This is a genomic window from Brevinematales bacterium (assembly GCA_026415355.1).
Lineage (GTDB): Bacteria > Spirochaetota > Brevinematia > DTOW01 > DTOW01 > SKYB106.
This window is the reverse complement of sequence record JAOAHF010000015.1, coordinates 21,822-42,177: the sequence shown is the minus strand read 5'-3', so window position 1 is coordinate 42,177 and position 20,356 is coordinate 21,822. Positions and strand designations below refer to the sequence as shown.

18 protein-coding genes are annotated in these 20,356 nt (G+C 32.5%); 8 read left to right on the top strand and 10 right to left on the bottom strand.

Features of this window, described 5'->3' with window-relative positions:
- Window position 1 precedes the first annotated feature (1 nt).
- A complete protein-coding gene (gene queF / locus N2712_06705; protein ID MCX8029665.1) occupies window positions 2-406 on the bottom strand; it encodes a preQ(1) synthase in 405 nt (134 codons plus the stop codon).
- A gap of 123 nt (window positions 407-529) precedes the next feature.
- Here queF and N2712_06700 point away from each other — a divergent pair, with 123 nt between their 5' ends.
- Together N2712_06700 and N2712_06695 are read left to right on the top strand one after the other, a co-directional pair.
- A complete protein-coding gene (locus N2712_06700; GenBank protein MCX8029664.1) occupies window positions 530-1,258 on the top strand; it encodes an energy-coupling factor ABC transporter permease in 729 nt (242 codons plus the stop codon).
- A gap of 12 nt (window positions 1,259-1,270) precedes the next feature.
- Window positions 1,271-1,585 (top strand): hypothetical protein, encoded by a 315-nt coding sequence (locus N2712_06695; GenBank protein ID MCX8029663.1) that lies wholly within the window; start codon window positions 1,271-1,273, stop codon window positions 1,583-1,585.
- Between the two features lie 80 nt (window positions 1,586-1,665).
- On the opposite strand, the gene ppdK is transcribed toward N2712_06695, so the two are convergent.
- Complete coding sequence (gene ppdK / locus N2712_06690; protein ID MCX8029662.1) at window positions 1,666-4,332, bottom strand: pyruvate, phosphate dikinase; 2,667 nt, start codon at window positions 4,330-4,332, stop codon at window positions 1,666-1,668.
- A gap of 163 nt (window positions 4,333-4,495) precedes the next feature.
- Here ppdK and N2712_06685 point away from each other — a divergent pair, with 163 nt between their 5' ends.
- The 3 genes from N2712_06685 (at window position 4,496) to N2712_06675 (ending at window position 7,985) form a co-directional block, all read left to right on the top strand.
- A complete protein-coding gene (locus tag N2712_06685; protein MCX8029661.1) occupies window positions 4,496-5,503 on the top strand; it encodes an NAD(P)-binding domain-containing protein in 1,008 nt (335 codons plus the stop codon).
- A gap of 186 nt (window positions 5,504-5,689) precedes the next feature.
- Window positions 5,690-6,817, top strand: a complete 1,128-nt coding sequence (locus N2712_06680; protein ID MCX8029660.1) for a hypothetical protein — start codon at window positions 5,690-5,692, stop codon at window positions 6,815-6,817.
- Between the two features lie 16 nt (window positions 6,818-6,833).
- Complete coding sequence (locus N2712_06675) at window positions 6,834-7,985, top strand: hypothetical protein (GenBank protein MCX8029659.1); 1,152 nt, start codon at window positions 6,834-6,836, stop codon at window positions 7,983-7,985.
- A 129-nt stretch (window positions 7,986-8,114) separates the two neighbouring features.
- Here N2712_06675 and N2712_06670 read toward each other — a convergent pair whose 3' ends face one another.
- Window positions 8,115-9,047, bottom strand: a complete 933-nt coding sequence (locus N2712_06670; GenBank protein MCX8029658.1) for an RluA family pseudouridine synthase — start codon at window positions 9,045-9,047, stop codon at window positions 8,115-8,117.
- 194 nt (window positions 9,048-9,241) lie between these two features.
- Here N2712_06670 and queC point away from each other — a divergent pair, with 194 nt between their 5' ends.
- Window positions 9,242-9,931: a 7-cyano-7-deazaguanine synthase QueC gene (queC, locus tag N2712_06665; protein MCX8029657.1), complete on the top strand. Its 690-nt coding sequence runs from the start codon at window positions 9,242-9,244 to the stop codon at window positions 9,929-9,931.
- Here the strand turns inward: queC and N2712_06660 are convergent.
- From N2712_06660 to N2712_06630, 7 genes are all read right to left on the bottom strand, one after another.
- Window positions 9,911-10,582, bottom strand: a complete 672-nt coding sequence (locus N2712_06660) for an ABC transporter ATP-binding protein (GenBank protein MCX8029656.1) — start codon at window positions 10,580-10,582, stop codon at window positions 9,911-9,913. The two genes, queC and N2712_06660, sit on opposite strands and share 21 nt — an antisense overlap.
- Window positions 10,583-10,758: 176 nt before the next feature.
- Entirely contained in the window at window positions 10,759-11,274 is a 516-nt protein-coding gene (locus N2712_06655; protein ID MCX8029655.1) for a periplasmic heavy metal sensor, read from the bottom strand.
- 156 nt (window positions 11,275-11,430) lie between these two features.
- Window positions 11,431-12,681 (bottom strand): cyclic nucleotide-binding domain-containing protein, encoded by a 1,251-nt coding sequence (locus tag N2712_06650; GenBank protein MCX8029654.1) that lies wholly within the window; start codon window positions 12,679-12,681, stop codon window positions 11,431-11,433.
- Between the two features lie 195 nt (window positions 12,682-12,876).
- Window positions 12,877-15,075: a TonB-dependent receptor plug domain-containing protein gene (locus N2712_06645; protein ID MCX8029653.1), complete on the bottom strand. Its 2,199-nt coding sequence runs from the start codon at window positions 15,073-15,075 to the stop codon at window positions 12,877-12,879.
- 10 nt (window positions 15,076-15,085) lie between these two features.
- Window positions 15,086-16,702 (bottom strand): SpoIIE family protein phosphatase, encoded by a 1,617-nt coding sequence (locus N2712_06640; protein ID MCX8029652.1) that lies wholly within the window; start codon window positions 16,700-16,702, stop codon window positions 15,086-15,088.
- A gap of 7 nt (window positions 16,703-16,709) precedes the next feature.
- Window positions 16,710-17,669, bottom strand: a complete 960-nt coding sequence (locus tag N2712_06635) for a hypothetical protein (protein MCX8029651.1) — start codon at window positions 17,667-17,669, stop codon at window positions 16,710-16,712.
- A 9-nt stretch (window positions 17,670-17,678) separates the two neighbouring features.
- Complete coding sequence (locus N2712_06630) at window positions 17,679-18,413, bottom strand: hypothetical protein (GenBank protein ID MCX8029650.1); 735 nt, start codon at window positions 18,411-18,413, stop codon at window positions 17,679-17,681.
- Window positions 18,414-18,918: 505 nt separating this feature from the next.
- Here N2712_06630 and fliE point away from each other — a divergent pair.
- Together fliE and ribD are read left to right on the top strand one after the other, a co-directional pair.
- A complete protein-coding gene (gene fliE, locus N2712_06625; GenBank protein MCX8029649.1) occupies window positions 18,919-19,233 on the top strand; it encodes a flagellar hook-basal body complex protein FliE in 315 nt (104 codons plus the stop codon).
- A 1-nt stretch (window position 19,234) separates the two neighbouring features.
- Window positions 19,235-20,356 (top strand): bifunctional diaminohydroxyphosphoribosylaminopyrimidine deaminase/5-amino-6-(5-phosphoribosylamino)uracil reductase RibD, encoded by a 1,122-nt coding sequence (gene ribD, locus N2712_06620; protein ID MCX8029648.1) that lies wholly within the window; start codon window positions 19,235-19,237, stop codon window positions 20,354-20,356.

Below are 20,356 nucleotides of genomic sequence, written 5' to 3'. Positions count from 1 at the left end.
ACTACCTCTTATACTCAGCTCTAACGGTTGTTTGTAATCCACCCCTTATAGTAAATTTAGCCTCTATCTCCATTTTCAAAGGCTCAACAAGTTTAACCAAATCGTCAAGTATCCTATTAACTACATGTTCATAGAATATACCAACATTCCTGTAAGAATGTAAATAGTATTTTAAAGACTTTAATTCCACACATTTCTTGTCAGGAATATACTTTATTGTTAGAGTGGCAAAATCAGGTAATCCACTCCAAGGACAAACCGATGTAAATTCATTAGTAGTTATGATAATCTCTATAGGTTTACCTTGATACTCATATTCAAACGTCTCAAGAATATCAACATCTATCTTATCAACCCCATATATATCAAATCTCCTACTTTTGTATCTATCAGGATTACTAATCATAAAACCTCCAAGTCTTAATTAATTATATACAACTCATACACTGCATTAAAATTTCAGAAATAAACCAAAAAGCATATTGAAAAAAAAATAAAATATCCTCCATAATATCCTTATGGAGGGTATATGGATATGCTAAAGAAGTTTTATTATACAATCATAATGATACTACTCTTATCCCAGATAGGCTACTCAATGCATATAGCGGAAGGTATACTAAGCCTAAACTGGGTTTTATTATGGATAGTTTTTGCATTACCCTTTGTTGTATGGTCTTTAATAATAGTCATCAATAATTTAAAAAGCAAACCAAACTATATAGCAGTATTAGCACTAATAGGAGCCCTTGTTTTTTTGATAACATCACTTGCCATTCCATCACCAGTTGCTGGATCGGTATCTCATCCTGCTGCTACTGGTATTTCAAGCATAATACTAGGCCCTATAGTATCTGTATTTCTAGGTTTCATAACACTATTAATCCAAGCATTATTTATGGGACATGGTGGTATAACTTCACTTGGAGCAAACGTATTTTCAATGGCTGTAGTAGGTTCATTTGTAGCATTTGGTCTTTATAAATTATCAAGACTGATAAAACTACCATACATAGTAGCAGGGTTTATAGCAGGATTTTCAGCAGATATATCCACATACCTTACAACAGCATTACAACTAGCTCTTGAGTTTCATGGTAATGAAACATTACTGAATGTTTGGATGACACTGTTTGGTATGTTTTTACCTATACAATTACCAGTATCTATAGTTGAGGGAATAGTAGCCGGTGTAATTATAAATATGTTTATAAATAGAGCAAAAGAATACATAGATCCTATAGTTGAATCAAAATAAGGAGGTTGAAATATGAAAAAGCTAAAAATATTACTAGCCATACTATCATTTATGATAGTTTTCAGTTTTACACAGTCGTACACATACCAAGTCACAAAAGAAACTCAAACAGTAGATATGAAACCTGGAGATGAAGAAAAAGAAAAATGGGGAGCATTAGATGAAATAGTAATAGAAAAGTATGCCTCAGAAAAAGGTAAAGAACCAAAACCATTTATCGAACTGGAAGGAGATCTAATACTGCTAGCTTTCTCTCTACTCTCAGCAATAGCAGGTTTCTTGATAGGATACTACTCAAGAGTAATTTTTTCAAAGGAAAAAAAGTAAATACAAGGGGGATTTGTATCCCCCTAACTACAATTTTATCAAATCCTCTAACAAGATTATTTACTTGTAGTTATAGTCAACTAATCACTGTGTTTCGCTTTACCACCACTTACAGTAGCCTGTGCTGCAGCTAATCTTGCAATAGGAACTCTGTAGGGAGAAGCACTTACATAATCCATACCCACCTCATAACAGAATTGAATTGATCTTGGATCACCTCCATGCTCACCACATATACCTACTTTAAGATTATGTTTTACACTTCTACCTTTATTTATCGCTATTCTAATAAGTTCTCCTACTCCTTTAGTATCCAATGTTTTGAAAGGATCATCTTCAAGTATATTTGAGTTTTTATAAGCGTCTATAAATTTACCTATGTCATCTCTTGAGAAAGCATAAGTCATCTGAGTTAAATCATTAGTACCAAATGAGAAGAAATCTGCTTCTTTCGCAATCTCATCGGCAGTCAATGCAGCTCTTGGTACCTCTATCATAGTACCAAACTTGTATTCAATATTTATTCCAATTCTATCCATAGTCTCCTTAGCAACTTTTTCAAGTCTTTTCTTCAAGAGAGTGAATTCTTTCAATTCACTTATTATAGGTAACATTATCTCAACTATAACATTTCTACCATTCTTCCTCAAATTACATGCAGCTTCAAAAATCGCTCTTATCTGCATCTCATATATCTCTGGATACACAACCGCAAGTCTAGACCCCCTAAATCCCAACATTGGATTAAACTCTTTAAGTTGTTCATACCTAGTTTTTATTTTCTCAACTGGTACACCAAGCTCTTTCGCAACTTCTTTCATTTGTTCTTCTTCATGTGGCAAAAACTCATGTAATGGTGGATCAAGTAACCTTATAGTGACAGGTAAACCTTCCATAATTTCAAACAGTTCTTCAAAATCTTTTCTCTGAAATTCTTTAAGCTTTTCAAGTGCCTTAACTCTATCTTCATAGGTATCAGAAATAATCATACTTCTAAAGTATAGTATTCTTTCCTTTTCAGGCCCAAAGAACATATGCTCTGTCCTAGCAAGTCCTATTCCTTCAGCACCAAACTCTCTTGCTTTCCTAGCATCTTCTGGGGTTTCTGCGTTTGCTCTAACACCTAACTTTCTATATTTATCAACCCAACTCATAAACTCAGCAAAATAACCTGTTATTTCACCTTTTGTAAGTTTTAATTGACCTTGAATTACATAACCAGTTTTACCATCAATAGTTATCCAATCACCTTCTCTTATAGTATATCTGCCATCTTTTGTTTTAGCTACTTTAGATTTTTCATCAACAATCAAGTCTTCGCATCCGACAATACAAGGTTTACCCATACCTCTAGCAACCACAGCGGCATGAGATGTTAACCCTCCTCTTGCAGTCAGTATTCCTTTAGAAGCATGCATTCCACCAATATCTTCAGGAGAAGTTTCTGGTCTTAGGAGTATAACTTGCTTACCTTTTTTAGTCCATTCTTCAGCATCTTTTGCGAAGAATACAACTTGTCCAGTAGCAGCACCTGGCGACGCTGGAAGCCCTTTCACTATAACTTTATCATCGTACTTCTCAGAAGGATCAATCATAGGATGTAATAATTGATCTATATGAGAAGGTTGAACTCTCATTATAGCTTCTTCTTCTGTTATTATACCTTCCTTAACCATATCAACAGCTATTCTAACTGCAGCAAATCCTGTCCTTTTAGCAGATCTAGTTTGTAATAAAAATAATTTCTTTCTTTCAACAGTAAATTCAATATCTTGAACATCCTTATAGTGTCTCTCAAGTAGCTCAGCAACCTTAATAAGTTGATCATAAACTTCGGGAAGCCTCTTTTTGAGCTCATCTATCTTCATCGGAGTTCTTATACCCGCAACAACATCTTCACCTTGAGCATTAGGCAAAAACTCTGCATAAAATTCTTTATCTCCATTATTAGGATTTCTAGTAAATCCAACACCCGTTCCTGAATCTTCTCCCATATTACCAAATACCATCTCAACCACATTAACAGCAGTACCAAGTAATCCCCTAATTTCGTTTATCTCTCTATATTTTATAGCTCTCTCATTCATCCAAGATTTAAACACAGCTTCTATAGCCATATCGAGTTGTTTCCTAGGATCTTGCGGAAACACAAATCCATGTTTTTTATAAACTTCCTTATATTTTTCAACAATATCTATTAAATCCTCTGCGCTTAACTCACTATCAAGATGTACCCCCTTTTGCTTCTTCTTATTTTCGAGAATTTCCTCAAATTCATTTTTATTTATTCCTAATACAACATCTCCAAACATCTGTATAAACCTTCTGTAGGCATCATATGCAAACCTTGGATTATTAGTCAACTCAGCTAATCCCTTAACACTCTCATCATTTAGACCTAGATTCAGTATAGTATCCATCATACCAGGCATAGATACAGCAGCACCTGATCTAACAGATACAAGAAGAGGATTTTTTGGATCTCCAAATTTTTTACCCGTAGTTTCCTCAAGCCTTCTCAGATGCTCTTCTATTTCTTCAATTAATCCTTCTGGATACTTTCTGTCATTTTTATAATAGTAATCACAAACCTCAGCAGAAATAGTAAATCCAGCCGGAACTGGCAACCCTATATTTGTCATTTCAGCGAGACCAGCACCTTTACCCCCTAGTATATCTTTCATTTTTCCTGTTCCCTCAGCCTTACCTTTTCCAAAGAAATAAACATATTTTTTATTCTTAGCCATAAATACCTCCTAGTAATTCTAGGATATATTTTAAATCCAAAAAGTTTTTTATCAATAGTTTATCAAATTTAGGTTACCTTAGACTTCCTAGGACACTAAGTTAAAAATGTTGAAAAGTTGAACAATAATCTCATAAATTAATTATGAATTTGAGAGGTAATATATGGCTAAAATCGTAATGTTCGAAATAAAGGAAGATTGGGAAAAGTCATTTTACAAAAAAGAGCTAAAAGGTAATGAAATCAAATTCTTCAAACAAACGGCCCAAGAAGTATCTGTTGAAACTTATAAAGAGGCTGAAGTTATATCAACCTTCATATATTCAAAAGTTTCAAACGATATAATAAATAAGCTCCCAAAACTAAAGCTTATAACAACAAGATCCACAGGCTTTGATCATATTGATTACAGTTACGCAAAATCAAAGGGAATAGCCGTATCAAACGTACCAAACTATGGAGAAAATACTGTAGCAGAACATACATTTGCTCTAATATTATCTTTATCAAGAAACATTCACAAAAGCTATGTCAGAACAATAAGAGGAGACTTCTCCATAGAAGGATTAAGAGGATTTGATTTGAAAGGTAAAAGAATAGGAATAATAGGCACAGGTAGAATAGGACTTCATGTAATAAAAATGGCTCTAGGATTTGATATGGAAGTAGTTGCCTATGATAAAAACCCAAATACACTTATGAGTAGTTTATTAGGATTCAAGTACGTGAGTTTCGAAGAACTTATATCAACATCAGATATAATATCTCTACATATACCTTACTTCCCAGAAGTACATCACATAATAAATATAGAAACTGTTAAGAAAATGAAAAAAGGAGTAATCATAATAAACACATCAAGAGGCGGACTTATTGATAATGATGCACTTATATATGGTTTGAATAAAGGTATAATAGCAGGAGTTGGATTAGATGTAATAGAAGGAGAAGAAAGCCTTATGAAAGAAGATACAATTCTAACAAACCCTTCAGACTATTCAAAACTCATAACAGCAGTCCAAAGCAATATACTGCTACATAGAGAAAATGTAGTGTTCACACCACATAACGCATTCAATAGTATCGAAGCCGTCAGAAGAATAGCTCAAACTACTGTCGATAATATAAAATCTTTTCTAAATAGTAAACCCATAAACTTAGTCAATAAATAGATATGAATTTTAGTATTACCTATAATTTAGCAAAATAAACTCATATTAAAAATAGATCATAAAAAGAATAACAGAGTTTACACTTATAAAATTCTAATAGAACAACATCTTCTGAAGTTCATAAACTTGATTTCGAATCAAATTTAAATCATAATATTCCTAAGGGGGAATATAATTTTTCTCCGTATGAAAAAAACAATACTATCTATCTTTATAATCATAGGAACTTTAAAAAGCACATTTGCTTTGCAAAACCAAACTATAGCAGTATTGCCAACAAGTACAAATGATACAAGAAACTGCATGATAATTGAAACAGAATTAGCAAATTCAAGAAAAGTAAACATAAAGTATTTCATTATAGAAAGTTTAGAAAAAGACTTCGATCCTATGGCATTTATGTATAACCAAAAAATATCTGGACTTGTTATAATAAGCAACAATGAAGTTTTTTTATTCTCAACAAAAGGATTAATAAAAAGCATCCGTATTAACAATATAGAGGAAATTTCCTTTGAAATACTAAATGCTTTTCCTCCAAAAGAACAAGAAAAAATCATCAAAGAAATTGTCGAAATAGACTACATAAGTCCCCTCGAAGAAAAAAATCCTAAACATAGTATCAGATTATCCCTAGGATATTCAATATCACAAATCGAATATATATTCTTAACTAACTTGCCTCAGCAAACTATAAACTTTAGTCACAGAAACTTACCAAGATATACTTTCAGCATAGGATATGAAATTGATACAAGATATTTTTCAGGATCTGTAGGGTTAATTTACTGTACAGATTTTGATCACGGAGACTTTGGATCTTTCCTATCAGGAGGAATATCGTTTTTTAGGGGTTTCTTATTGCTGGGTACTGAAATAATACTACAAAAAACCACTTTCAATCCTTCAAAAGCAACTACAGAATACAACAATTCAATTAAACTTGGGGATTTATTACCAAACATAACTAATATATCTTTCATAGAACTGTACACATTACCTATAATAAAGTTTAAATTCTCTAAGAATGACTCACTATCATTATCTCCACTAATTCTTTTTTCTATAAACTTACCTGTAGATGGTGTAGAATTCAGAGACGACCTAGTAATACCTAATAGAGGAACCCCACCGCCAAGATTCATAGGAATAAATATATCATTTGATATAGGAATCTCTGAGAATGTAATTTCAGGTATAAACATGAAGTTTTTATTAAACTCAATAAACAGAGAAGGTTACATAGATACTTCTTTGCTGTTCACGAAAATGGGACTTGGACAAACTCTTATAAATCTCAAATACAAATTATAAATCTAAGGAGCAAAATATGAAAAGAACAATCTACGCATTCTTACTCATATTCACCATCAATTTGCTTTCTTATTCACAGAACAAATGGAAACTCGGAATATTCAACATAGAAAGCTATGACAAAATAGGAAGCTCCATAGCAAATAGTATAAAAAAATCCTCATTACTAATTCTATCAAGAGAATTTAACACATACGACATTAACACCAACTCAACATCTAGAGAATTCACTCTAAAAAACTCAATAAAAGAGAAAATTGATTTTTCAATATACGGACTAATAATCCAAATTAATGACAAAGAATACAAACTTGTGTTACAGTTAATTGATGTTGCTAACGCAGAAATTAAACTAAGTAGAACATATAAATTTGAGTATGACCCAGAAAAGATATTTGAAACTATTGATTCAGTGGTAGTTGATTTTAGTAAAGGTGTCAATGAACAATTACCCCAATATGATGAAAATTTAGCAGAAGAGTACAGAAAAATAATAGAACAAAGAACTACAAATGTTAACGTACCAGGAAAGTTCCTATTAGGAGCAAGTGCGACATTTTCGTTTTATGATATCGGAATTAGTTCACTACATCTTGGAATTACCTTTAAATACCTGAACAATTCAAGCGGTGGTATTTTTAATGAGGGGTGGTTCGCGAATATCAATTTCCCTGACATAGTAAGCAGAATTTCTCTATCGACTACAAACATTAGCGATATTTTCATTGGTAAAGAAATTAGTGCTTCTGTGGGCAGTAAAATATTTGATTTTATTGGAGTGGGGATAGACTTTCTATTGCTTAGACAAACTATTAAAAAAGGATTTCAAGAAGCAGAAATACACACTAAAACTTTAGCTTTCATCCTAAGACCTTTGCTCTACTTTAATATAGAACCCCTAAATATCTTTTTAACATTAACACAACTATCAGATTATGAATTTAGTACATCTATTAGCATAATACCTCAAACAATACAAGAAGAGTACAAATATACTTCTCTAAAACTAATAGGAAACTATAAAATAACGAAAGATATATTCTTAGAAAACAATCTTCTTATTGAGAGATTAGAGATAAGAGAAAAATCTTTCAGTACTCCAGTTAGGTATTCTACTACCATTAATACGAGTGTAGAAATATCAGTTTATAAATCATTCTCATTCTAGTAATGATTAAGACAAAGATAGCTTTTCAAACTTCCTTCTCTCTAACAACCTAACACTACCAAATATTCAAGTAATAGAATGAAGTTTAAAAATTTGATAGCACAACCTAAACTAAAATACCTTAATATACTACTGAGAAACTTTAAAATTTCGTAAACCAACTTTTTGAATTAAATCCTTAAACTCTATTGGTAAATCAATTTCAAAAACCATCATTTTATCTTGATTTGGATGTGGAAATACTATTTTTCTAGAAGTTAGAGGAATAAAACCATCAGGTATATTAAATTTAACTTTATGCTCTCTGATATTAACCCCATACAAAGGGTCAGCAACTATAGGATGATTTATACTCTTGAGATGTACTCTTATTTGGTGAGTTCTACCAGTTATTGGTCTTGCAACAACTAAAGAAAATTCTTCATTACAATCTATAACCTCAAATTCAGTAATAGCCTCTCTACCATCCAAAACTATTGCCATCTTATGTCTATTTTTAGGATTTCTACCTATTGGTTTATCTATTACAAAGTTTCTCTCAGATATTTTACCACATACTAATGCCCAATATTCCTTATGTACCAACCTATTCTTGAAGAAAGAAGATAACCTAAAATGTGACTTATCGTTCAAGGCAATCACTATAATTCCGGAAGTTTCTTTATCAAGTCTATGAACTATACCAGGCCTTATGTATCCACCAACTGTTGAAAGTCTATCCTTGAGGTTGTAAAGAATAGCATTAACAAGAGTACCACTCCAATGACCAGGAGCAGGATGAACTACCATATTATACGGCTTGTTAACAACTGCTATATCTTCATCCTGATATATTATCTCAATACTTATCGGTTCAGGCTCTAAATACGTCTTTTCAGGTTGTATATCTTCAAATTCAATCACATCACCAAACTTAACTTTATATCCAAAATTTCTAATTTGCCCATTTACATAAACAGTACTAATCTTTGACTTAATCTGACTCCTAGTAAATGGTACGTACTTTGATATAACAACATCTACTCTGTGTCCCTCATCATACTTTGAACAAACTATCTTCATAGGAGTTTGTATTTTAAATAAACGTAATATAAGCAAGACAATTAAAATTTAGCATAGAAACAAACCTTAAAAAAAATCAAAAGTTGTACCCAAGAAACTAAGCATTTCCTGAAAGATAATAAGTCTTTGATTTTAAAATCGTGTATGTAAGTGTTTACTTTATAAAACAACACTCAGTTATTTAGAATTAAGCTATGGACAGAGCTATAGTTTTACATTCAGGTGGTTTGGATAGTACCACTGCTCTATTCTGGGCCAGAGAGAAGTTTGATGAAATAGTAGCACTTAATATACTTTACGGACAAAAGCACTCTATAGAAACTTTTCTATCAAGGAAAGTATGTGATGAATTTGAAATACCAAGAATTGAGATAGATATATCAAGTTTAAAATTTCTACTATCAAGCTCATCTTTAGTAGGTAAACATGAAATTACCGAAAAGGAATACCCTGATAGGGGTATAATCTCAACATATGTACCTATGCGAAATACTTTATTAGGTATAATAGCGGGAATAATAGCAGAAATAAGAGATATAGAAAATATAATCCTAGGAATACACGCAAGTGATAATCCAAACTATCCAGACACTCGTCCCGAATGGGCTAGTGCTCTTGAAACAGTGTTAACCGCAGGTTCGAAATTTGCATTCGAAGGCAGAAGATTAAAAGTTCATACACCATTTATAAATCTCAAGAAAAAAGACATAATTAAAATAGGAAAAGAACTCAGAGTACCTTTTGAATTGACTTGGAGTTGTTACTCACCTAGAATACTAGGACACATAATAAAACCTTGTATGGAATGCCCCTCCTGTAATTCTAGAAGAAAAGCATTTGAAGAGGCGGAAGTACCAGATCCCTTAGGATCTATTGAAATCTAGGTTTATAACATAATCCGTTTGCTGAGATAAAAACATATTGTGGGTAGCCATTATACATGTTTTACCCATACTCTTTACTAAATTATAAAACAGTGAAAAAACTATCTCCGAGTTTTTAGGATCAAGGTTGCCAGTAGGTTCATCAGCAATAATTATATCAGGATCATTTATCAATGCCCTTGCAATACTAACTCTTTGCCTTTCACCACCAGAAATCTCATCTATATTTCTATGAATCTTGTCTCCGATGCCTAGAAAATCAAGCAATTCTTTTGCTCTATTCAAAACCTTAATCCTATTATAACTACTCTTTAACATAACAGGTATAATAACATTTTCTAAAACTGTAAAACCTTTAAGTAAAAAGTGATTCTGAAACACATATCCAACCTTAGTATTTCTAAACTCAGAAAGACCATCTTCATCCATATTTGTTATATTAACACCATTAACATAAACACTACCCTCACTAACACTATCAATAGCCCCTATGATGTTTAGGAGCGTAGTCTTACCAGAACCACTTTCACCAACAACAGATACAAACTTACCTTTCTCAACTGAAAGAGAGAAATTCCTAAAAACAACAACTTTGCTACCATTACTTTCCAGATACCATTTCGAAATATTATCTAAAACAACGAAACTCATATTATTTATTTTATGCATAATAACATCAATATTACCAATTAACTAAAATCTAAAAATTAGCACAACCTTAACTAATTCTCATAAGATTATTTTTCATTTCAAATGATCTGTAAAATCTCAACCTAATTCAAACATCTAACCTAAATTTATAACCCCCTCCGATCGGGGGTTATCATTTATCTATCAATTTTACCCTTTCCTCGTACCTTGAAAATCATACTATTCAATTTCTCTCTCTGTTCTGGAGTAAGCACAGATATTACGTCGACAAAAGCATTTTTAGTGTTAAGTGAAATCTCCGAATGCAATCTTGCCAGTTGAGAGTTTAGCGACTTAACCTTTGAAAAATCTGGCTGAGATTTTGAAAGTTCTTTAGAAACCTCATACCTTACTTTCATAATCTCAGTAGATACAGTATCATTTCTCTGTTTCATCTGAATCAGTATACTAAATATCTTATCCTGCTGATCTTGAGTTAAGTTCAAATCTTTCGAAAGGCTAAGTATACGCATAAGTTTTCCACCAAACATCTTATCAAAATCAATATCATAACTCATCATCTTATGTTCACCCGCTCTATATTCCATATATGGCACATTTGTGTTAGCAAAAGATCTTGAAAAACCGACTAAACTTAAACCTACCGTAACTGAAGTAATAAACACAAAAAGCATTTTTGAAACACTCTTCATAGACTCCTCCTTTACGTTTTTCTACTCTACATAGATATTAACACAAATCAAAAAGTTACAGACAATAAGCTAAACTAAAAAACTGATATACACAGTTAATATTTATCTAAAAGACAAAAAGTTTCACACCAAATGTTTAGAAAACTAAAAATTCTACTACTTACTTTGCTGAGTTCTACTCAACTGTATCTTTAACTCCATTAGTAGTTTTTTCTTATAGAATGTAACATCCTTAAGAAGCTTATCCAAATCATTTACAAGAATTTTACCATCCAAAGAAATTGTAATATTTTTATCAGCTTCTAGAATCGACTTCAGATATCTCTTACCCTCATCAATAGGATAACCTAAAAACTTTATAAGATCCTCAACTGAAAAGTTGAGCTTAAAAGATTCTTTTGGTTTTATTGGTACTCTATTTTTTTCTATTTGTATCATTATAGCATCATATATCCTAGCATTCGGATCTTTAAGAGCTATATTCGCAAGTTGTCTATATATAGCCCATATTCTATCACTGAGTAACTCTATTATTCTAGTTGCTATTTCAGGTCTAGAATGAACCATAGTCTCAAAGCTTTCTTTCTTTACATACATAAGTTCAACTTCGCCTACTGCCGTTGCTGTAGCGCTTCTAGGTCTATTTTCAAGTATAGACATTTCCCCAAATATATCCCCTTCCTTCAAAACAGCAAGTAAAACCTCATTACCATTTACAAACTTTGTTATCCTTACATTACCCTTAAGTATTACATATGCTTTGTCACCATACTCATGTTCACAGAATATAACTTGATTATCGTGGTATTTTTCTATTGATTTCTGAATATCAACTTCAGGTTCTGACATAGCGATTATAGGATCTATTGACGCCAATTTCATTTTTGCTACAGAAACATAACCACCATCAGGACAGTATTCTATATATTTCTTATAAGCATAAGCAGCCTGTTCCTGCATTTTTTTCGCATAATAATATTCCGCTATGTTAAACAACTGGTAAGGATCTTCATCTGCGTGTGATTTAAATGTTAACTTTGTCAGTGTCGAATCATATTCCCTAAGTTTTTGACTAAAAAATCTTAAGATCTTAACCGCAATAGGAGCACTCTTTTGTATTAAATCCCCAAACTGTGATCTATGTACCGCTAACAGAGAAGTTTCTTCAAGTGATATAACTGTTTCCATATTACTCCTTCTACTCATACACGAAACTACACCAAAAAAGTCCCCTTTGGTTAAAGAAACTCCATCTTTAGTACCTCTTATTATAGGGTCTATAGTCTCAAAAACCTGAACTTTACCACTTTGAATAATATAAAACTCCTCAGGAATCTTATCACCTTCTATCATCACATAACTTCCTGGCTTGTATTTAACCACCTTAAAGGTAATCGCATCTCCCATATTTACAAATATTATAAATAATATACCATTCACTAACAACTAATCAAAGGAAAAGGTTTAAAAATTCACAAGGAATTACCAAACTTAGCTAAAAAACATAAAACAAATTGAAGCTACTTACTAATCTTCAACAAAATCTAAAGCTAAAATTTAGAATTAAAGGCCACGGCTAAAAATCTAGCCGTGACCTAAAAACTACAACCTACCTGTCAAAGAAACCTCAAAGTTTATTCCTTTTTGAGGAAACGCTGCAGGTGAAAGTCCCATACCACCATTTCTTGGGTTAAGATTCCACCACTCTTGATTGAGTAAATTCCTTACAGAAACATTCAAATCATATGAAACATTAGCAAATGTAATAACATTATTGGCTAGTAGAGAAAGATCAACAATCCAATAAGCAGGTAATTTACCCAAAGTTGTAGATAACGAATTACCAGTTCCCGGATCAATCTCACCTACTATGTAATTCAAAACAGATAAGTATAGATTCTCAAGGATCCTGTAAGAAATTATAGCAAAACCTTTATGTTCTGGTATCGTTGGAACGCTGCTATCTACCCAATTTGAATTTGTCGTTGTACCTTGAACTGCAACTTTCCAATATGATTGTAACCCTTTCTGATAGGTATAACCAAGAGTTAGCTGAATATTTTGGAAGAAGGGTAGAGTTATTCTTAGATACTCTTCAACTCCCCATATCCTGACAATAGGAACTTCTATAACACCTACCCCCTGTTCTGGTATGGTAACTTTGAAATTTTCACCATAGTTATAAAACCCTGTAACATAATTTTGTAACCAATCAGAAACTATCTGGAACCAACTGATCTCAAAAGTCCATGTTGAAGCATACTTGAGTTCTTGGACACCACCTATTTTATTTGCTGCACTCCACAATTCAAAAACTGTTGGCTCTCTGAACGCTTTTCCAGCAAGCAATTTGAAAGCAGCACCTTCAAATGGTTTCACTACTATACCACTCCTTGGGTTTAGTTCAAACCTAGTTTGGTTACTTACAAAATAAATATCACCTCTACCACCAAGCGTAAGGAACAATAACTCACTAATTAAAGGAACTTCCCATTGCAAGTAACCACCTAATTTTGTCCAAGATGCTAATTGTTTCTCTACATCAACGTAAGGATGAATATCAATAACATTTGTAGGTCCTGAGACAAGAGTTGAGTAATCCAATCTATTCCAAGATGCCCCTATACCTCTTAGTATATCAATAACAACACCTCCAGTTAATCTGTGCTTTTCAGCAAAATATAACGCAAGCTGTAGCTCTGTTTGGAATCTCAAACTTCCAGGAGATTTGAGATTTGAATAGAAACCTCTCCAAGCTTCAATATCCCCTCTTGTTATGTTAGTATCCTGAGTATTAGTTGCATAACCATTAGGTAGTACATCATTAATATCACTAACTTGTGTATGATTACCCCACAAATAATCTTGCCAAACTCTTTGCTCCAGTTTAAGTTTTAGATAATCCGGTATAATAAAACCTTCAAATCCACCAAATAGAATCCTTTGATCTCTACCATCTTCATCAAAATAATAAACCCATTGTATATCTTGCACTCCTCTACCATCTATTTGGTAGTTATAAACTCCACCCAAATAGAAAGGTCCATAACTTAGTTTAGCATACAAATACCTGTTGTAACCTGTGTCATTATAATCCCACAGTGAGTACTGAGGTCTCCTATTTACGTTAGGTGTTTGAGGTGCATAGATATAATACTTAGTAACACTATCATAGTAATTGGGACCATCTGTAAGGAAAACCCTACCAAAAACTTTGTATTTAAAATCACCAACTTTACCACCGAGTAAAGCAAAAGGAGAAAGAGTATTATACGAACCAAACTTTACACCCGCTCTCATACCATTAATTTTATCTTCTTCATAGGTAACCAAGTTTATTATACCACCTACTGCGTTAGCACCATAAAGAGATGATGCTGGTCCCTGTATTACCTCAATTCTTTCTATATGTGAAAGCGGATAATTATGGCTAATAAAAGATTCACCAGCAATGTTATTATTCATCTCAACACCATCGAGTAAAACGAGAGTAGTATCAAAAGCTCCAACAAATCCTCGTTGCCCACCAAAGAGAAAGAAATCAGGATCATAAACATCTACACCTGGAACAAACCTTAACACCTGATTAAGCTCAGAAAAACCTAAAATTTTCAAAGTCTTCTGATCTATAGCGTAAACAGTAGCAGGCGCTTCTGAAACAGTTTGCTTTTGCTTAGTAGCAGCAACTACTATACTCTCCTCAATCTTGAAAAAGTCCTCTTCGGTTATCTGAGAGTAACCTACACTAATAAGGAAAGAAAAAGAGATAATAAAAATCAAAATTATGAAAATCCTACTCATATAATACCTCCTATTCTTTTATCTTCTGAACTAAAAGTAGAGTAAAATCATCTCTAGGCGGAACACCTTCAGCAAACTCTTCTATCCTATTTAGAACATAAGATAACAACTTTTTTCCAGAATAATTCCTATCAACAGCATCAGCAACTATACTCTTAAAACCATCCAACTCAAGTTCCTTATTAGACAAATTCCTTCTTTCAGTAACACCATCAGTATATAGAAACATTATGTCTCCATCATCAATCTTAAAGTAAGACGATGCACATACATACATATCAGGTTCAAGTATACCTACTATAGCCCCCTGAACATCAGGAATTTCTTTAAACTGCTTTGAGAATGCATTATAAATCACAGGTTTATGGTGCCCACCTGATGCAAAACTCATATTACCTTCTTTATCAACTATTGAAGTAAAAATAGTTAAATAGTTTGCTATAACCTGATCTTTCATATCAGAATTTATTATTCTGATTCTCTCATTTAACCTCTCTATTATTTCAGAAGGATCTTGCTTTTCAAAACTTATGTTAAGTAAAGAAATTTTAAGCATAGTGGTAATCAAAGCAGCAGGAATACCATGCCCTGAAACATCAGCAACATAAAATAAAAGTTTACCACCCGGTACTGGAAATATATCAAAAAAATCTCCACCTATTTTCTCCATAGGTTGAGAATATCCAAATATCACGAAATCATGCCACTTATACCCCCCATTTGGCATTATTCCCTTTTGTATTTTACTCGCAAAATCCAACTCCATTTGTATTATTCTATCTTTCTCTTTTAGCTTCTCATATGCTTCCTGCAACTCTTTAGTTCTCTGAGCAACTAATTCTTCCAAATGCTCACTATACTCTTTTATATTCTTTCTCATTTCATCAAAAGTTTTAGCCAAAACACCAATTTCATCATTAGTCAAAACTTCAACTTTATAATCAAAGTTTTTATTACCAAATGCAACAGCAGCATCCTTTAGTCTAAGTATAGGAGTAGAAAAACTCTTAGCAAAATACCAACTAAAAAGTATTCCAAGTCCTATTAAGAAAATGACAATTATAGTCGATATCACTATATTACCTAACAACTCTCGATTAAGATACTTCATCGTAGTACCAATTCTTATGTAAGAAGCAGGAGCATCTCCTATGAGAACTGGAACCTTAACATCAACACATTGCTCATTTCCATGAAGAACCAAACTCACACTAACATCAGAAGAAAAACCATAACCTATGGAGTCTAGTTTTCTTAAAACCTTGCTAATCTGTTTGTAAGATGTAACTATCTTGTTTTGATCCTTTACAACTTCATCCTTAAACACGGGAGATATAACCTCTCCACTAACATCTTCAAGATAACCGTAAACTATTTCCCTATCACTAGAAACAACATCTTCAATAGCTCTTTGAATATCCAGATACTGAAACCCTGCTATGTAATTAGCAGAAAGAACCGCCATACTCTTAGCAAGCATTCCAGATCTAGTTATTATTGATGTCATCATCTCATTGTTAGATTTAACTATAAAAATAACACTCATTATTAGAGAAATCGAAACTACTATCACCGATATAATTATTGAAAGTTTTGCCCTTATGTTTAGATTAGCAAACATTAGCATACTCACCTCACTCTACAACATTATCTATTAGTCCCAATAAACTTTCATTGATGTTAAGTTTTCTTGCTAGTTCTCTGTTTATAGTAGTAAAAGTACCAACAACCGGAGCTATCTCGATTTTAGATGGTTGAACTTTATCCTCAACTATCTTTCTAACCATCAAAGCAACCTGAGACCCTACGCTACTATAGTTAGGAGAAACACTAAAAAGACCACCTGCTTTTACAAAAGGTTCTGAATAAACAATAGTTGGTTTTAAAAACTTATAACTCTCTGTTATAAAATAAACTATTGAGTTCTTATCAAGCACTGTAGTATCAGGAACCATCCACATAACATCAACATTCTTCGAAAGAGAATTGTATGCTGAAACAAAGTCTTTCGATGAAGGAATCAAAACAGGAACTATTTCAACATCCAAACTAAACTTAACACTATCAACAGAAGGTTGTATGAATAAATTGAAGTAGTCCTTGCTACATATAACACCAACTTTTCTAAAATTCGGATAAACTGTCTTAAAATTAAAGAAAATCGACTCCGGAGGAACTTGAAGAGAAACACCAGTTATATTATTATATTTTTCAATGCCAAATTTCTTGTAGTTTATAACCATACTAAAAACAACAGGAATTTGAACCTTACCAATAAGATTTTCAAGAACGCTAATACCTACAGCAACAACAACATTAGGTCTAAGCCTATTAACTACATCTGGTATCATCTTCATCTGATTAGTATCTCCATGAAAATTGTAAGAGAAAACATTATAACCTTGAAGCGAGTCATATATACCTTTCTCCACCTCTTCAAAAGTAGAAATCTTATCAGAAACTAAAACCAAAACTTCTTTACCTGTTCTCTTAGGAAATGAAAAATCAGAAATATTCTTAATAGGTTCAGGATATACAAATCCACAAAAAGTCAAAAACATCAAAATTCCTAAAAAAATACTCCTAAAAATCATAAATACCTCCTATCTTATCTTTGACAAAACTTTGGGATCATCAGATATATTATCAAATAGCAAAAGACTCATAAATTGTTTAGCATCAGAACTTACAAGAAGCCTCTGAATTTCCCTAATCTTACTAGGACTTTCTTTACCTTGAACAAAGCAAAATACAGGATTAACTATTTCTTTACTAGTGTAAACAACTCTAAGAAGTCCAAAATCAACTGGACTTATTGTTTTAAACACATCAATACTACTTTCAGAAACTATAGCAAAATCTGCCTGTTTAAATTTCATAGCCAAAAGAGCATCCAAATCTTTAGGTACCTTCAAAATCTTTGCTTCGATAGGAACTATTTCTGAAATATCCCTGAAAGAAGATGCTAAAACTCTAGTTGCTATATCCTTTAAACCTAAACCTTCTTGGAATGTAACTATCTTCTTTGCATAGGTAGTTTTTTTATCCTTCTCAAAAACAAAAGCAGCTTCCAAATTTAAACTCCTTTTTCTTGATTGGTATATTACAGAGTTCATTATAAAGTACTCTGGACTATACTGTTTAACAACACTGTTGAAAGAATTGTCATCTACAGCAATAAAGAATTTTAGACCTATCTTCGAAAAAATCCTATTACCCTCAGAGTTTATATCCACTATCCTTCTAAGATTCCCATCAGGATCATAATAAACCAAGGTTTGCCCAAAAGAAATACCTCCAAGTAGCACAATCAATAAGGTTACAAATAACTTTCTCATAACACATTCCTTTCAAACTTAGTCACAAGTATATAAAACACTTAACTCTTTTTCAACATTCTAATAACTGAATTTTTGTCAATATTTCGGTATTTCCTATAGAAGGGTATTCTAAATACCCCATCTCAATAACTGTTTACTAACACTCCAACCAGCTATCAACCCAACATTAATCGTCATACTCAAAAACCAAAGCAATTTTCACTACTTTCCTAAAATCCCTACATTATACTTCCCTTTTAATGTCCCTGAAATTCTACTCTAACTTTATTTCACTCTCACAAATAATCACTAATCTCTAGTAACCATACTATTTATTGTTGACAACACTCTCAAAATAATCTAACAAGATATCACAAACTAATATCTACCATAATTGATCAATTTAACCTTCTTTTTAATTCTTAGCAAACTAATTCAAGAAATTTAGATAAAAATGTAAAAACTAGATTCCTGAAAATTTATAATCCCATTTAACTATCCGAGAATAGTTGTAGGAGGGAATATGATAATACATAACCATGGATATGAAGTTAACATAAAAACATCCGACATCAGGCACTTTCATACAAAGGCACAAAATAAAGAAAGCAACATTGAAGAAAGTTTTGGAGAAGCTTTACTTAAGATTTTCGATGATATCAACAAAAAAGAAACTAAAGCCAAAGAATTACAGGAATTGGCTGTCGTATCTCCTGAAGAAGTTAATGTCCATGAGGTTATCATAGCAGAAGAAGAAGCAAGAATATCACTTCTGTTCGTAAAAACAGTAGTTGAGAAAGGTATATCTGCTTGGAGAGACTTACTTAACTTGAGATAATATGATTAATACAGGCATAAAGTTAGAATACTTTGAACTTGCATATTCTTTAGCAAACAGAGTTAAGGGTGTAGTATCTCCGAACCCAGCTGTAGGAGCAGTAATAGTCAAAAATTCTAAAGTAGTATCCGTTGGATATACTCAACCAAACTATGGTAAACATGCAGAAGTTATCGCTATTGAAAACGCTAAAGTACCTTTAAATGGAGCAACTATGATTGTCACCCTCGAGCCCCACCAGTACCATGGACATAATCCTCCTTGCACGGATAAAATTATCCAGGCAGGAATAAAAAAAGTATTTGTAGGAACTATCGATAAAAATCCCAAAGTAAACGGTAAAGGTATCGCAGCGCTTAAGTCTGCAGGAATCGAGGTTAAGGTAGGATTCTTAGAAGAAGATCTACTTGAGTTAAATGAAGATTTTTTCAAATATGTCGCCACTGGTAAACCTTTCGTAACAGTAAAATACGCTATGAGTATAGACGGGAAATTAGGTACCATAACAGGAGACTCTAAATGGATATCATCAAACTCTAGTAGAGAGTATGTACACTCCGAGATAAGAAGAAAAGCAGACGCAATACTCGTAGGTGTTAATACAATAATAGCAGATAATCCATACTTAACAATAAGATACAAAAAAAAAGAATACCTTTATAAACAACCCTTAAGATGCATAATTGATCCATTTGGTAAAACTCCTATTGATTCAATAGTTGTAAGTGATAATTTACCAACTCTATTTTTCGTTTCAGAAAAGGTAAACAAAGATTTTATAAATTACATATCTAAGAAAGAAAACAAAAAGTATGAGTACGTAGGATTAATAAGTGATAGATTTGCTGATATCTCCGAGATAGTCTCAAAATTAGGTGAAATGAAAATAATAAACTTGTTAGTCGAAGGAGGGGGAGAAATAATAGGTAGCTTTTTCGACAACAATCTTGTAGATAAAGTATATGTATTTATCTCACCAAAATTTATAGGGGGTAAAAACGCCAAAGTCATAGGTGGTAAAGGAATATCCAAGGTAGAAGATAGTATCAGATTATACGATATAGTCGCCATTAGATTTGAAGATGATGTAATGGTAAAGGGTTATGTAGAAAAACCCTATTAA

Bases quoted from the DNA above. Each gene is read 5' to 3' on its own strand.
- queF (MCX8029665.1), bottom strand. From the start codon at position 406: ATGATTAGTAATCCTGATAGATACAAAAGTAGGAGATTTGATATATAT.
- N2712_06700 (MCX8029664.1), top strand. From the start codon at position 530: ATGGATATGCTAAAGAAGTTTTATTATACAATCATAATGATACTACTC.
- N2712_06695 (MCX8029663.1), top strand. From the start codon at position 1,271: ATGAAAAAGCTAAAAATATTACTAGCCATACTATCATTTATGATAGTT.
- ppdK (MCX8029662.1), bottom strand. From the start codon at position 4,332: ATGGCTAAGAATAAAAAATATGTTTATTTCTTTGGAAAAGGTAAGGCT.
- N2712_06685 (MCX8029661.1), top strand. From the start codon at position 4,496: ATGGCTAAAATCGTAATGTTCGAAATAAAGGAAGATTGGGAAAAGTCA.
- N2712_06680 (MCX8029660.1), top strand. From the start codon at position 5,690: ATGAAAAAAACAATACTATCTATCTTTATAATCATAGGAACTTTAAAA.
- N2712_06675 (MCX8029659.1), top strand. From the start codon at position 6,834: ATGAAAAGAACAATCTACGCATTCTTACTCATATTCACCATCAATTTG.
- N2712_06670 (MCX8029658.1), bottom strand. From the start codon at position 9,047: ATGAAGATAGTTTGTTCAAAGTATGATGAGGGACACAGAGTAGATGTT.
- queC (MCX8029657.1), top strand. From the start codon at position 9,242: ATGGACAGAGCTATAGTTTTACATTCAGGTGGTTTGGATAGTACCACT.
- N2712_06660 (MCX8029656.1), bottom strand. From the start codon at position 10,582: ATGAGTTTCGTTGTTTTAGATAATATTTCGAAATGGTATCTGGAAAGT.
- N2712_06655 (MCX8029655.1), bottom strand. From the start codon at position 11,274: ATGAAGAGTGTTTCAAAAATGCTTTTTGTGTTTATTACTTCAGTTACG.
- N2712_06650 (MCX8029654.1), bottom strand. From the start codon at position 12,681: ATGGGAGATGCGATTACCTTTAAGGTGGTTAAATACAAGCCAGGAAGT.
- N2712_06645 (MCX8029653.1), bottom strand. From the start codon at position 15,075: ATGAGTAGGATTTTCATAATTTTGATTTTTATTATCTCTTTTTCTTTC.
- N2712_06640 (MCX8029652.1), bottom strand. From the start codon at position 16,702: ATGCTAATGTTTGCTAATCTAAACATAAGGGCAAAACTTTCAATAATT.
- N2712_06635 (MCX8029651.1), bottom strand. From the start codon at position 17,669: ATGATTTTTAGGAGTATTTTTTTAGGAATTTTGATGTTTTTGACTTTT.
- N2712_06630 (MCX8029650.1), bottom strand. From the start codon at position 18,413: ATGAGAAAGTTATTTGTAACCTTATTGATTGTGCTACTTGGAGGTATT.
- fliE (MCX8029649.1), top strand. From the start codon at position 18,919: ATGATAATACATAACCATGGATATGAAGTTAACATAAAAACATCCGAC.
- ribD (MCX8029648.1), top strand. From the start codon at position 19,235: ATGATTAATACAGGCATAAAGTTAGAATACTTTGAACTTGCATATTCT.